The sequence below is a fragment of the Zobellella endophytica genome, assembly GCF_003012775.1.
Classification (GTDB): Bacteria; Pseudomonadota; Gammaproteobacteria; order Enterobacterales; family Aeromonadaceae; genus Oceanimonas; species Oceanimonas endophytica.
The window spans coordinates 702,694-716,385 of sequence record NZ_PXYG01000002.1; the positions used below are offsets into that span (position 1 = coordinate 702,694).

General features: G+C 62.8%; 12 protein-coding genes and 4 tRNA genes. 11 read left to right on the plus strand and 5 right to left on the minus strand.

Annotated features, from left to right (window positions below):
* The first annotated feature begins 140 nt into the window (after nucleotides 1-140).
* The 7 genes from rsmC (at nucleotide 141) to C7H85_RS08535 (ending at nucleotide 3,833) form a co-directional block, all read left to right on the plus strand.
* Nucleotides 141-1,160, plus strand: a complete 1,020-nt coding sequence (gene rsmC / locus C7H85_RS08505; protein ID WP_106729260.1) for a 16S rRNA (guanine(1207)-N(2))-methyltransferase RsmC — start codon at nucleotides 141-143, stop codon at nucleotides 1,158-1,160.
* Between the two features lie 126 nt (nucleotides 1,161-1,286).
* A tRNA-Leu gene (locus tag C7H85_RS08510) sits at nucleotides 1,287-1,372 on the plus strand.
* Nucleotides 1,373-1,438: 66 nt separating this feature from the next.
* Nucleotides 1,439-1,524, plus strand: a tRNA-Leu gene (locus tag C7H85_RS08515).
* 73 nt (nucleotides 1,525-1,597) lie between these two features.
* Nucleotides 1,598-1,683, plus strand: a tRNA-Leu gene (locus C7H85_RS08520).
* A 172-nt stretch (nucleotides 1,684-1,855) separates the two neighbouring features.
* Nucleotides 1,856-2,179 carry a hypothetical protein gene (locus tag C7H85_RS08525; protein ID WP_106729261.1) on the plus strand — a complete coding sequence of 108 codons (324 nt, stop codon included), beginning with the start codon at nucleotides 1,856-1,858 and terminating at the stop codon, nucleotides 2,177-2,179.
* 79 nt (nucleotides 2,180-2,258) lie between these two features.
* Nucleotides 2,259-2,819, plus strand: coding sequence for a CBS domain-containing protein (locus C7H85_RS08530; RefSeq protein ID WP_106729262.1), 561 nt, complete (start codon nucleotides 2,259-2,261; stop codon nucleotides 2,817-2,819).
* Nucleotides 2,820-2,999: 180 nt separating this feature from the next.
* Nucleotides 3,000-3,833 (plus strand): ion transporter, encoded by an 834-nt coding sequence (locus tag C7H85_RS08535; protein ID WP_106729263.1) that lies wholly within the window; start codon nucleotides 3,000-3,002, stop codon nucleotides 3,831-3,833.
* A gap of 47 nt (nucleotides 3,834-3,880) precedes the next feature.
* Here C7H85_RS08535 and C7H85_RS08540 read toward each other — a convergent pair whose 3' ends face one another.
* The 3 genes from C7H85_RS08540 to C7H85_RS08550 all read right to left on the minus strand — a co-directional run bounded on the left by C7H85_RS08540 (nucleotide 3,881) and on the right by C7H85_RS08550 (nucleotide 5,641).
* Nucleotides 3,881-4,081, minus strand: a complete 201-nt coding sequence (locus tag C7H85_RS08540) for a hypothetical protein (protein WP_106729264.1) — start codon at nucleotides 4,079-4,081, stop codon at nucleotides 3,881-3,883.
* 61 nt (nucleotides 4,082-4,142) lie between these two features.
* Nucleotides 4,143-5,480: a 23S rRNA (uracil(1939)-C(5))-methyltransferase RlmD gene (gene rlmD, locus C7H85_RS08545; RefSeq protein WP_106729265.1), complete on the minus strand. Its 1,338-nt coding sequence runs from the start codon at nucleotides 5,478-5,480 to the stop codon at nucleotides 4,143-4,145.
* A 76-nt stretch (nucleotides 5,481-5,556) separates the two neighbouring features.
* Nucleotides 5,557-5,641, minus strand: a tRNA-Leu gene (locus C7H85_RS08550).
* 170 nt (nucleotides 5,642-5,811) lie between these two features.
* On the opposite strand from C7H85_RS08550, the gene C7H85_RS08555 reads away from it, so the two are divergent.
* A complete protein-coding gene (locus tag C7H85_RS08555; protein ID WP_168388242.1) occupies nucleotides 5,812-6,312 on the plus strand; it encodes an RDD family protein in 501 nt (166 codons plus the stop codon).
* A 44-nt stretch (nucleotides 6,313-6,356) separates the two neighbouring features.
* Here C7H85_RS08555 and lptG read toward each other — a convergent pair whose 3' ends face one another.
* Together lptG and lptF are read right to left on the minus strand one after the other, a co-directional pair.
* A complete protein-coding gene (gene lptG / locus C7H85_RS08560; protein ID WP_106729266.1) occupies nucleotides 6,357-7,427 on the minus strand; it encodes an LPS export ABC transporter permease LptG in 1,071 nt (356 codons plus the stop codon).
* On the minus strand, nucleotides 7,427-8,542 hold the full coding sequence (gene lptF, locus C7H85_RS08565) for an LPS export ABC transporter permease LptF (RefSeq protein ID WP_168388243.1): 1,116 nt from the start codon (nucleotides 8,540-8,542) through the stop codon (nucleotides 7,427-7,429). The genes lptG and lptF overlap by 1 nt, the downstream gene beginning before the upstream one ends.
* A 155-nt stretch (nucleotides 8,543-8,697) precedes the next feature.
* On the opposite strand from lptF, the gene pepA reads away from it, so the two are divergent.
* The 3 genes from pepA to C7H85_RS08580 are packed head-to-tail and all read left to right on the plus strand — an operon-like array spanning nucleotide 8,698 to nucleotide 13,515.
* Nucleotides 8,698-10,209: a leucyl aminopeptidase gene (gene pepA, locus C7H85_RS08570; protein ID WP_106729268.1), complete on the plus strand. Its 1,512-nt coding sequence runs from the start codon at nucleotides 8,698-8,700 to the stop codon at nucleotides 10,207-10,209.
* A 2-nt stretch (nucleotides 10,210-10,211) separates the two neighbouring features.
* Nucleotides 10,212-10,658, plus strand: a complete 447-nt coding sequence (locus tag C7H85_RS08575; protein WP_106729269.1) for a DNA polymerase III subunit chi — start codon at nucleotides 10,212-10,214, stop codon at nucleotides 10,656-10,658.
* 4 nt (nucleotides 10,659-10,662) lie between these two features.
* Entirely contained in the window at nucleotides 10,663-13,515 is a 2,853-nt protein-coding gene (locus C7H85_RS08580) for a valine--tRNA ligase (protein ID WP_106729270.1), read from the plus strand.
* The last annotated feature ends 177 nt before the right edge of the window (nucleotides 13,516-13,692 follow it).

Below are 13,692 nucleotides of genomic sequence, written 5' to 3' on the forward strand. Positions count from 1 at the left end.
CGGTTTGCGTTTAATGGTAAAAATCATGACTTGCACCTAAAAAGACCTTGAACAGCATCTTTTGCTAATGACCGACAAATGTCAAGGGCCGCGGTGGCATGTATAATGCCCAATTGCTTTGATACACTGCGGAGCCCGAAATGTTTGAGGCCTTGACTCCGGTCGGCGAGATGCTGACCCGTAATTTTGATCCCCTTTGCCGGCAGAAACTGCTTATCTGTGGCCAGCTAGAAGACAGCCTGCCCCGGATGCTGGCAGAGCAGGGGCCGGCCCCGGCCGTGTTCACCACCGATTTTCGCTATTTTCAATGGTTGCAGCAGCACGGCTATCCGGAAGCGGAGTTTGGACACCGCCCCCGGCAGCGGCTGGTGGAGGCCCTGCTGCTGCTGATGCCCAAGGCCAAGGCGGAAGCCGAATACCTGCTGGCCGCCTGCCTGCCCCTGCTCGCCCCCGGCGCCCGGATCTTTATTGCCGGCGACAACAAGGGTGGGGTCAAGGCCGCCCCCAAGCTGCTGGCGCCCTACTGTGACCAGGTCAACAAGCTCGACAGTGCCCGCCGGGCCAGCCTGTACCAGGCCGAACTGAGCCGGCCTGCCCCCGCCTTCCAGCCGGCCGACTGGGTACGCCGCTACCCGTTGACAGAGGAAGGCCTGCAGATCTGCTCGCTGCCCGGGGTGTTCAGCGCCGAGCACCTGGACAGCGGCTCCCGGCTGCTGCTGGATACAGTGACGAGCCTGCACGGCCGGGTGCTCGACTTCGGCTGCGGCGCGGGCGTGATCGGCGCCAGCCTGCTCAAACGCCACCCTGGACTGGAGCTGGAACTTATCGACATCAATGCCCTGGCGCTGGAAGCCAGCCGGTTGACGCTGGCAGAAAACCGGCTGCACGCCAAGGTCTATGCCTCCGACGGGCTGGCCCAGGTAACCGGCAAATTCAACCACATCGTGACCAACCCGCCCTTCCACGCCGGCCTGAAGACTTTCTATCACACCACCGAAACCCTGCTGACCCAGGCGGCCGATTACCTGCGGCCGGGGGGATCTCTTATTCTGGTGGCCAACGCTTTCCTGCCCTATCCGGAATTGATCGAACGGAATTTTGGCCATTGCGAAACCCTGGCCGCGACCGGCAAGTTCAAGATCTACCGGGCCACTCGTTGAGTTTTTGCACAAATTGCCGATTTTTTGACAAACCGGTGTTGAACGCCGGTTTTTTTTAAATTTTCCCGGAAACTGCGTATTGACGACCGATAAAAAATCTATAGAATTCGCAGTCCTTAGCACAGTGCGAGGGTGGCGGAATTGGTAGACGCGCTAGCTTCAGGTGTTAGTGTCCTATGGACGTGGGGGTTCAAGTCCCCCCCTTCGCACCAAGTTACTTTGTAAGTAACGCTAAGCAGATGACGGCCTCATCTAAAACAGCCGGACAAGTTGAGTATGCGAGGGTGGCGGAATTGGTAGACGCGCTAGCTTCAGGTGTTAGTGTCCTATGGACGTGGGGGTTCAAGTCCCCCCTTTCGCACCAGACTCCATGCAGTTTGGTAATATACTCACCATCAGGATGGTGGCTCATCTAAAACAGCCGGACAATCAGGTATGCGAGGGTGGCGGAATTGGTAGACGCGCTAGCTTCAGGTGTTAGTGTCCTATGGACGTGGGGGTTCAAGTCCCCCCCTTCGCACCACGATTGTTGAATCGATAATATCTTCCTGTATTTATTCTTCTTTCTTTTTTCCCAACAGCTTCTCGCACCGTCACTGTCGACCCCTGTCGCCGCGCCTCCTTATTCCCTTGCATTTTGTTATCCGCCATCTCATCATGGGCCCTTCGTTACCAGATTGTTAAACGTGGTATCCATGCGTTGGCTGTGCCGTTTTACCCTGCTGCTGTACCTAAGCCTGTTGTCCACCACAGACACCGCCGTGGCCTATGGCCAGCAGCTGGCACCGCTGGCCGACGCCCATGCCAGCATCACCGGCCAGCAGCCCGGCCAGCCGAGCCTGCATACCGAGGCCGCCGCCGGTGGTGACGAGCCGGATCCCGCCCTACCGTTCACCGGCCGGGGACAGGAACCCCCTCCCACCGGCCACTGGCCGGCAGCCCGGGTCGCACAGGATTCGCTTCGTTTCCTCGGCGCCCTGCATATCAGGGCCCCTCCGGCTCCTTCCTCTCTCAGCTGATTCCCGGAGTGCAGCGCCACTCCCCATCATAATAAGACATGGCCGACACCCAAATGAGTTCGGCATGAGAGGAATTGCCATGAAAACACTGCCATTGTATGCCGTTGAAGCCACCGATCACCTGGTGCAGCCTGCCGATTTTACCGGTGCCTACCTCGACTCCCCGGCGCTCAGCCTGCTGAGCGACTTCAAGCACAGCCAGCCCACCATGATCGACGCCGATACCCGGGCCGCCGATGCCCTGGAGATGATGCAACACGATCATACCCGGCTGAAGCTGGTGGTCGATGACCGGGACGAGTTGCTGGGGCTGATCCAGCTGGAACAGCTGTCCCACCAGGCCATCATCCGCCAGGTGGCGAAAGGGGATGCCCGCCACGACATCCTGGTGACGGATCTGATGCTGCCCCGCGACAAGATCAAGTCGTTCTCCTATCAGCAGCTGGAGCACAGCACCATTGCCGATGTGATCCATACCCTGCAGTCCAGCGGGGAACAGTACTGCCTGGTGATCGACCGGGAATCCCATCAGATCCGCAGCGTGATCTCGGTGCAGGACATCGCCCAACGGCTGCATATGCCGCTCGATATCCGCAAAACGCCGACCCTGCTGAATATCGTCGATACCCACTCCGCCTGACGGCACGGCGGAAGCCTCCCGGTTTCCGCCTTCCCGATGCCGGCCGCGACCACCGCGGCCGGCCCACCTCCCTCATCCGGCTCCGAAGCCCGCGCGAAAGGTTTGTGCGACGCGGCACAATAGAGTAATTTGAGCGCCGCACGCTGTTGTGCGGATGGCTTTTTGAGTTTGAGATAGAGCATGAATAACGGATTTGCCCAGCTGCAGGCCCAGTTTCTACGTTTGCGCAGCAACAGACTGTTCGAAGGTTTCGTCATTACCGTCATCGTGTTGTCCGCCCTGGTGGTGGGCGCCAAAACCTACGACAACACCAGCCGTTTCGAGCACATACTGGCGGTGCTGGACGCCGCCGTCACCCTGTTCTTCCTGGTGGAAATCGCCATCCGCATGGCGGCCGAGCCCCGCTTCCGGGACTTTTTCAAGTCCGGCTGGAATGTCTTCGACCTGGTGATAGTGCTGGCCAGCATAGTGCCCATCGACAGCACCGATACCGTGCTGATCGCCCGCCTACTGCGGGTATTCCGCGCCCTGCGGCTGATCTCCATGATCCCCGAGCTGAGGGTGCTGCTCAATGCCCTGGTGGTGTCCATCCCGCGCATGGGCTACGTGGCACTACTGATGTTTATCATCTTCTATATCTATGCCGCTGTCGGCAGCTTCGTGTTCGAGCAGGTGGATCCCTTCCTGTGGGGCAATATCAGCCAGGCGATGCTGACCCTGTTTCGCATCGCCACCTTCGAGGACTGGACCGATGTGATGTATGCCACCATGGAGCCCTACCCCTACAGCTGGATCTACTACGTCACCTTTATCTTCCTCACCGCCTTCATCTTCCTCAACATGATGATCGGCATCGTGCTGGAAGTGATGCAGAGCGAAAGCGAGAAATTCAAGGCGGAAAACGGGGAAGGGCCGGAGCAGGAGAGCCGGGCACTGCAGCAGGAGCTGGATCAGTTACGCCAGCAGCTTGACCGAATGGAAGCCCTGTTGCGGGAAAATCACCGGGCTCCCTGAACCGCAGCCGGGAAGAGGCCCGCCCTTCCCGGCCCCGGCATCCGGGCTCAGGCCCCGAGCAACAAGCCCAGGGTCAGTCCCAGCCCGGCCAGGCCGCCCACCGGCAGCCAGTACCAGTGCCGGCTGACCGAGGGTACGGTCAGCAGCAATGCAAACAGTGCAAAACCGGCGCTCAGCCACAGGGTGAGCGCCGAGGCCGGCACCCACCACACCACCGTCAGCCAGCACAATACCAATAACACGACCATAGCCACCTCCTCCGTCGAGTTATTGATAATAGTTATCATTCGTTATTTTGCAAAGCTTTATTTATTTCCGGGTCAACAGCGCCACGGTTTCCACGTGCATGGTATGAGGGAACATGTCCACCGGTGTCGCCTGCTCCAGTACAAAACCATGGTCGGTCAACCAGGCCAGATCCCGGGCCAGGGTCTTGGGATTGCAGGATACATACACCAGCCGGGCCGGCCGCATCTCGACCAGGGTCTCGAGCAGGACCTGATCACACCCCTTGCGCGGCGGATCCAGCACCACCACGTCCGCCTTCAGCCCCTCGGCATAGAGGGCCGGCACCACCTGCTCCGCCGCCCCCAGGTGAAACTCCACGTTGGCCAGGCCATTGCGCTCGGCGTTGGCGCGGGCGTCGGCAATCGCCTCCGGTACCAGCTCCACACCGATCACCCGATGTGCTTGCCGGGCCATAAACAGCGCTATGGTACCGATGCCGCAATAGAGATCGAACACCACCTCGTCGCCGCTCAGCCCGGCCAGGCGCACCGCCTCCCGATAGAGGGCCTCGGTCTGGCGCGGGTTCACCTGGTAAAACGACAGGGGGGAGATGGAAAACTGCAGCCCGTCCAGCCGATCCACTATCGCCTCCCGCCCCCACAGCACCCGGTTTTCCGGTCCGAGCACGCGGTTGCCCGGCTTGGGGTTGAGGTTGAGGATCAGGCTGGCCAGGCCGGCCAGCGAGCGCAGCCCGGCCACCAGTTGCTCCAGCGCCGGCTCCGCCGGTGGCTCGGCCACCACCAGCACCACCATCAGTTCGCCGCTGTTCACCCCGTCGCGCACCATGATATGGCGCACCACCCCATCCCCCGTCGCCTCGTTATAGGCCGGCACGGCGCACTGGCGCATCCAGCCACGCACCCGCTGCACCACCTCGGCCGTGACCGGCGCCTGCACCCGGCACCGATCCGCTTCCACCAACTGGTGGCTGTGCTTGGCGTAGAAGCCGATGTAGGGCCCGGGCTGCACCGCATACTGGGCCTTGTTGCGATAGTGATAGGGCTCGGCCATGCCCAGGGTTTCCGCCACCGGGCAGTCGAGCCCGGTCGCCTGCAGGGCGTCCAGCAGCAACCGGCGTTTCAGCGCCAGCTGCGCCCCGTTGTCCATCACCCGTAACTGGCAGCCACCGCAGGCGGTATAGGGGCAGAAGTCCTCGCTACGGCCGCTCGCCGCCTGTTCGACCCGGAGCAGGCTGCCGTGGCAGTAATTGGGCTTGACCAGGGTCAGACTCACCTCAACCCGCTCTCCCGGCAGGGCCCGCTCCACGTAGAGCGGTCGTCCCTCCAGGGTGGCGATGCCGTCGCCCTTGTCGGTAAGGCTATGAATGGAAACGGAAACCAGCTGGCCGGGCTTTAACATGGGATCAACTCTGCGCAATGAAGCTGTCTGTCAGCTTAGCAAAAACAAAAAAACCCAGCCGATGCTGGGTTTTAAGTGGTAGCAGTGGCCGGACTCGAACCGGCACGCCCGAAGGCAAGTGATTTTGAATCACTCATGTCTACCAATTTCATCACACTGCCACTTGGTATGCTCAACTTGGTAAGCGGTTTGCATTATACGTATCCACCTATGGCCCGCAAGCTTATTCTGGGGATGCCGGCGATGATTGACCATTAATTGTGCGTCGACGCAAAGGTTACCCCGGACCGCGGTTTTGCTAGAATGCGCCAAACTTTCTCACGGCAGACGAATGATGGCGGTTTCTTCCTTCTCGGGCCTGCCCAGGGCCGGCGTGCTACGCCGGCTGGGCGCCTGGCTCTACGATTTTCTGATAGTGACGGCACTGTTGATGGTGGCCGGTTTCATCGGTTTCGGGCTGACCCAGCTGGCCCTGGTCCTGGGCTGGATCGGCCTGGGTGCCCATGCGGATACCGCGGCGCTGCTCGGCGCCAGCCGGCTGTACAGCCTCTACCTGCTGAGCGTGGTCATGGGCTTTTACAGCTGGTTCTGGCATACCAGCGGCCAGACCCTGGGCATGCGCGCCTGGCGGCTGCGGGTGCAGAACACCGACGGTTCCCCCCTGCGCCTGAGCCAGACGCTGATCCGCGCCGCCAGCGCCTTGCTCGGACTCGGCAACTTCTGGGTCTGGCTCAACCCGGGCACCAAACTGGCGCTGCAGGACAAGATCGCCGACTGCGAGGTGGTGGTACTGACCAAGGAGCAGAACCGGCAGTTGCTGCGCCGGGATTGATTGCCCGGGACCGGGGACTGATCCCTAATTCCTAATCCCCGCTTTCAAGCCCGGCGATTCAGCAAAAACAGCGCCACCCCGATAAACAGCAGGCTGGGACCCAGGGCACCCACCACCGGCGGTACCTCGTACACCAGGCTGACCGGGCCAAACACCTCGTTGGCCACGTAAAAGCCAAAGCCGAACAGGATGCCCATCAGCAACCGGGCCCCCATGGTCACACTGCGCAGGGCGCCGAACACGAAGGACGAGGCCAGCAGCATCATGGCCACCACCATCACCGGCTGCAGCGCCTTGCGCCAGAACTCCAGCGCGTACAGGCTGCCGTCCTGGCCGTTTTCCTGCAGGTAGGCCTGATACTCCCGCAGGCCGCGCATCGACAGCTCATCTGGGTCTATCGCCACCACTCCCAGCTTTTCCGGGGTCAGGCTGGAGCGCCAGCCGCGACTGGCCTGCAGTTCGGTGGTGATCAACTCGCCATGATTGAACAGGGTATCGGTCACGTTCAGCAGTTGCCACTCGTCGCCCCGATAGCTGGCTTCCGCCGCCTGGGTGATACGGCTGAGCCGCATGTCGTCGTCGAAATAATAGAGGGTGATGCCGCTCAGGCTGCCGTCCCGGCGGGCCTGGCCGATATTGATGTAGGCCTCGCCGTCCTTGGCCCAGACACCGTTGACCGAGAGCACCACCTGGCCGTCGGAACGGGCCTGGGTGCGCAGGTCGTCCGCCGCCAGCTTGGTCGCCGGGGCCAGGTATTCCCCCACCAGCATGATCACCAGCATCAGCGGCACCGTGGTCTTGAGTGCGCTGGTCACGATATTGAAACGGGAGCGCCCCGCCGCCTGCATCACCACCAGCTCACTGCTGCTGGCCAGTTGGCCGAGGCCGATCAGTCCCCCCAGCAGGGCGGCGATGGGGAAAAACAGCACGATTTCCTTGGGCATGGACAATAGCACGTAATAGAACGCGACCAGCAGGGTATAGCTGCCCTCGCCCACGCTGCGCAGCTGCTCCACGTAGCGGATGATGGCCGACAGCCCCACCAGGGTCAGCTCGCACAATAAAATGGACATCAGCACGGTACGGCCGATGTAACGATCGAGGATACTGAACATCAGGCCGCCCTGCTCCGTTTGAATTGTTCCCGGGTCCGGTTCCACCAGGCCGTTTCCAGCAGGTTGAGCGGCAATGCCACCAGCAGCAGGAAGCCGAGCGGCACCAGGTACAGGCCGGGCGTGGTCGGCAGGCTGCCGCCGGACACCGCCGAGCGGGACGCGCTCTGCAGCAGGAAATAGGCCAGGTACAGCAGTATCGCCGGCAGCAGCTTGGCATAGCGGCCCTGACGCGGGTTGACCACCGCCAGCGGCACCACCACCAGGGTCAGCACCAGCATCGACAGCGGCAGCACCAGCCGCCACTGCAGCTCTATCTTGTCGCTCAGCTCATCGGAGTGCCACAGGCTCAGGCTGTCCGCCGAGGCTTCCTCCCGTTCGGCCTCGCCTACCTCGGCCGCCCGGATATAGGCGCTGTACTCGCTGAAGGTGGCCACATCGAACTCGCGGCTGCCCGGGGTACCGCTGTAGCGGCGTCCTTCTTCCAGGGTCAGCCACTGGCCGCCTTCCCGCTCGTGGATGCGGCCGCCATCGGCCACCACTATGGCCGGGGCCTGCTGGCCCTGGGCGCGCTGGGCCACGAACAGCCGGTTCAGGCGATTGCCGTCGGCATCGGACTCCAGCTCTTCCACGTAGGCGACGATGCGTCCGCCGTCCAGGCTCATGAAGCGGGCCTCGCGCAATACCGCAAAGCCCGGATCGGCCTTGACCTCTTCCAGCAGCTGATAGACCTGGGCCTTGGACCAGGGATTGAGCCAGAGCGAGTTGAACAGCGCCACCGCCGTCCAGCACAGTGCCAGCACCAGGGTGGTACGCATGATCCTGCCCGGTCCCATGCCCACCGCCCGCATCACCGTCATCTCGCTCTCGGCATAGAGCCGGCCATGGGCGAACAGGATGCCGATAAAGAGGCTGACCGGCAGCATGATGGTGGCCATCTCCGGCAGGTTGAGCAGCAGCAACTTGCCCACCAGGGCGCCGGGAATGTCGCCGCTGGCGGCGTCGCCCAGCACCTCGATAAAATTCTGGCTGATAAAAATAAGCAGCAAGACGAACAATACGGCCAGCTGAGTCTTCAGGGTTTCCCGAAACAAATAGCGGAATGCAATCACCGTCAATCCCAGTGTAAACTTGTCTTTTTTAATGGAAACGCTTAAGAATAAGCGTAAAATCACGATTTTCGCATATTAAGTACGCGAAGATCGGCGCCTTTGGCGATGGCCATCATTATCGTTCATCTGGCGCCCATTGTCTTCAAGCTGTAGGAGAATCCATGGAGTTCAGTGTCAAGAGTGGTAGTCCCGAAAAACAGCGCAGCGCCTGCATCGTGGTGGGCGTGTTTGAACCCCGCCGCCTGTCGCCGGTCGCCGAACAGCTGGACAAGATCAGCGACGGTTACCTGAGTTCCCTGCTGCGCCGGGGCGATCTGGAAGGCAAGGCCGGCCAGATGCTGCTGCTGCACCAGGTGCCCGGCGTGCTGGGCGAGCGGGTGCTGCTGGTCGGCTGCGGCAAGGAACGCGAGCTGGATGAGCGCCAGTACAAGCAGATCATCCAGAAGACCATCAGCACCCTGAACGAAACCGGCTCCATGGAAGCCGTCTGCTTCCTCACCGAGCTGCACGTCAAGGGCCGGGACACCTACTGGAAGGTGCGCCAGGCGGTGGAAACCACCAAGGCCAGCCTGTACAGCTTCGACCAATTCAAGACCAACAAGGCCGAGCCGCGCCGTCCGCTGCGCAAACTGGTGTTCAATGTCCCCACGCGGCGCGAGCTGACCATCGGCGAACGCGCCATCCAGCACGGCCTGGCCGTAGCCAAGGGCGTACGGATCTGCCGCGACGTGGCCAATATGCCGCCCAATGTCTGCAACCCGGCCTACCTGGCCTCCCAGGCGCGCCAGTTGGCCGACGCCTGGGACAACATCAGCACCCGGGTGATCGGCGAGCAGGAAATGGCCGAGCTCGGCATGAACGCCTACCTGGCGGTGGCCCGCGGCTCCCACAACGAAGCCATGATGTCGGTGATCGAGTACAAGGGCCACCCGGATCCCAATGCGCGCCCCATCGCCCTGGTGGGCAAGGGCCTGACCTTCGACGCCGGCGGCATCTCGCTCAAGCCGGCCGACGGCATGGACGAAATGAAGTACGACATGGGCGGCGCCGCCTCGGTGCTGGGCACCATGCACGCCCTGGCCGAGCTGCAGCTGCCGGTCAACGTGGTGGCGGTGCTGGCCGGTTGCGAGAACATGCCCGACGGCAACGCCTATCGCCCCGGCGACATCCTCACCACCATGTCCGGCCAGACGGTGGAAGTGCTCAACACCGATGCCGAGGGCCGGCTGGTGCTGTGCGATGCGCTGACCTTCATCGAACGCTTCGAACCGGAAGCGGTGGTGGACGTGGCCACCCTCACCGGTGCCTGCATCATCGCCCTCGGTCATCACACTTCGGGACTGCTGGCCAACCACAACCCCCTGGCCCATGAGCTGCTCAACGCCTCCGAACAGGCAGGCGACCGAGCCTGGCGCCTGCCCATGAACGACGAGTACCAGGAACAGCTGGAAAGTCCCTTCGCCGACATGGCCAACATCGGTGGCCGTCCGGCGGGCACCATCACCGCCGCCTGCTTCCTCAGCCGTTTCACCAAGAAGTACAACTGGGCGCATCTGGACGTGGCCGGCACCGCCTGGAAGAGCGGCAAGGACAAGGGCGCCACCGGCCGCCCGGTGCCGCTGCTGACCCAGTTCCTGCTGAACCGGGCCGGCATTAACAATACCGAAGAGTGAGCATGAACCAGGGCTGTTTCTACCTGTTGCCGGACCACGCCGGCCCCGATGCGCCGGAGCAGCTGGCATGCCGGCTCGCCACCGACGCCTATCGCCAGGGGCTGGGTGTGTTCATCCATACCCGCGACCAGGCCCAGGCCGAAGCGCTGGATGAACTGCTCTGGCAACAGTCGCCCGACAGCTTCGTGGCCCACAACCTGCAGGGCGAGGGTCCCCGTCAGGGCGCCCCCGTAGTGATCGGCTGGCAGGCACCGCACCAGGGCCGGCCGCTGCTGATCAACCTGGCGCCCCAGGCCCCTGCCTTCGCCCGGCGCTTCAACCGCCTGCTCGACTTCGTGCCACCCGACGAGGCCGGTAAGCAACTGGCCCGCGAACGCTTCAAAGCCTATCGGCAGGCCGGGGTCGAACTGACCACCGCGCCTGCACCATCCCAAACTGAAGACGCATAACACCATGGACAAAACGTTTAACCCCAACGCCATCGAACAGGCCCTGTACCAGCAATGGGAAAACAAGGGCTACTTCAAAGCCCACGGCGACACCAGCAAAGATGCCTACAGCATCATGATACCGCCGCCCAACGTGACCGGCAGCCTGCACATGGGCCACGCCTTCCAGGACTCCATCATGGACACCCTGATCCGCTACCAGCGCATGCAGGGCAAGAACACCCTGTGGCAGGTGGGCACCGACCACGCCGGCATCGCCACCCAGATGGTGGTGGAGCGCAAGATCGCCGCCGAAGAGGGCAAGAACCGCCATGATTACGGCCGCGACGCCTTTATCGACAAGATCTGGGAGTGGAAAAAAGAGTCCGGCGGCACCATCACCCGCCAGTTGCGCCGCCTGGGCGCCTCGGTGGACTGGGAGCGCGAGCGCTTCACCATGGACGAGGGCCTGTCCAACGCGGTGAAGGAAGTGTTCGTGCGCCTGTACGAGGACGATCTCATCTACCGGGGCAAGCGGCTGGTGAACTGGGATCCCAAGCTGCATACCGCCATCTCCGACCTGGAAGTGGAAAACCGCGAGATGAAGGGCCATATGTGGCACTTCCGCTACCCCCTGGCCGACGGCGCCAAGACCGCCGATGGCAAGGATTACCTGGTGGTGGCCACCACCCGTCCCGAAACCATGCTGGGCGACACCGCGGTGGCGGTCAACCCGGAGGATCCTCGTTATAAGGACCTGATCGGCAAGGACATCATCCTGCCCATCGTCCATCGCCGCATCCCCGTCGTCGGCGACGAACACGCCGATATGGAAAAGGGCACCGGCTGCGTCAAGATCACCCCGGCTCACGACTTCAACGACTACGAGGTGGGCAAGCGCCATGGCCTGCCGATGATCAACGTGCTCACCCTGAACGCCGAGATCCGCGACCAGGCCGAGGTGTTCACCACCAAGGGCGAGCCGTCCGACGCCTACGGCGCCGAGCTGCCCGCCGCCTTCCGCGGCCTCGACCGTTACGACGCCCGCAGCGCCGTGGTGAGCGAGCTGGAGCGGCTGGGCCTGCTCGACGGGGTCAAGGATCACGAGCTGACCGTGCCCTACGGCGACCGGGGCGGCGTGGTGATCGAGCCCATGCTCACCGATCAGTGGTACGTGCGCGCCGGCCCCCTGGCCGCCGTGGCCACCCAGGCGGTGGAGGACGGCGACATCCAGTTCGTGCCCAAGCAGTACGAGAACATGTATTTCTCCTGGATGCGCGACATCCAGGACTGGTGCATCTCCCGCCAGCTGTGGTGGGGCCACCGCATCCCCGCCTGGTACGACGACAACGGCCAGGTCTACGTGGGCCGCGACGAGGCCGAGGTACGCGCCGCCCACCAGCTGGGCGATGACGTGGCCCTGCGCCAGGACGAGGACGTGCTCGACACCTGGTTCAGCTCGGCGTTGTGGACCTTCTCCACCCTGGGCTGGCCGGAGCAGACCCCGGAGCTCGAGACTTTCCACCCCTCCAGCGTGCTGGTCACCGGCTTCGACATCATCTTCTTCTGGGTGGCGCGCATGATCATGATGACCATGCACTTCCTCAAGGACGAGAACGGCAAGCCCCAGGTGCCGTTCAAGACCGTCTACGTCACCGGCCTGATCCGCGACGAGAACGGCGACAAGATGTCCAAGTCCAAGGGCAACGTGCTGGATCCGCTCGACATGATCGACGGCATCGATCTGGAATCGCTGGTGGCCAAGCGCACCGGCAACATGATGCAGCCCCAGCTGGCCGCCAAGATCGAGAAGAACACCCGCAGGGAGTTCCCGGAGGGCATCGAGCCCCACGGCACCGACGCCCTGCGCTTCACCCTCTGCGCCATGGCCTCCACCGGCCGCGACATCAACTGGGACATGAAGCGCCTGGACGGCTACCGCAACTTCTGCAACAAGCTGTGGAACGCCTCCCGTTACGTGCTGATGAACACCGAAGAGCAGGACTGCGGCCAACACGGCGGCGAACTGCAGTATTCGCTGGCGGACCGCTGGATCCAGGCCCAGTTGCAGGTCACCATCAGGGACATGCGCAGCGCGCTCGACGGCTACCGCTTCGACCGGGCCGCCAACGCCCTCTACGAGTTCATTTGGAACCAGTTCTGCGACTGGTATCTGGAGCTGACCAAGCCGGTGCTGTGGCACGGCTCCGAGGCCGAACAGCGCGCCACCCGCAAGACCCTGATCGAGGTGCTGGAGACCCTGCTGCGTCTGGCTCACCCCTTCATGCCCTTCATCACCGAGGAAATCTGGCAGCGGGTGGCCCCGCTCGCCGGCCGCGCCGGCGACACCATCATGCTGGCCGCCTACCCGCAGGCCGATGCAGCACTGGAAGACCAGCAGGCGATGGCGGATCTGGAGTGGGTGAAGCGCTTTATCGTGTCCATCCGCAACCTGCGCGCCGAGATGAACATCCCCCCCGCCCAGGCACTGTCCGTGCTGCTGCGCCCGGCCGGCGACGACGCCCGCCGTGCCACCGACAACGACGCCTTCCTCAAGGCCATGGCGAAGCTCGACAGTATCACCCTGCTGGCCGCCGATGAAGCAGCACCGGTGTCCACCAAGCAGTTGATCGGCGACACCGAGCTGCTGCTGCCGATGGCGGGACTTATCGACAAGGACGCCGAGCTGGCGCGCCTGCAGAAGGAGCTGGACAAGGTCGGCGGTGAAATCAAGCGGCTGCAAGGCAAGCTGAACAACCCCGGCTTCGTGGCCAAGGCCCCCGCCGAGGTGGTGGCCAAGGAGCAGGAGAAGCTGGCCGACTACCAAGCCACCCTGGCCAAGCTGCAAGCCCAGCGCGAGCAGATCGCCAGCCTCTGATCACCTCACCCTGAACCACAAAGCGCCCGCCGATAGGCGCTTTGTTCAGGCTGTTCACTAAATAACTGATCCTAATGGTGCTACATCGGCCGGGCACCGCACACAGACACGCCGTAAACCCATCCCTGGGGGCTCCGCCGCGCCAATCCCTGGCGCAAAGGGTCTGCTTAGCAGTAC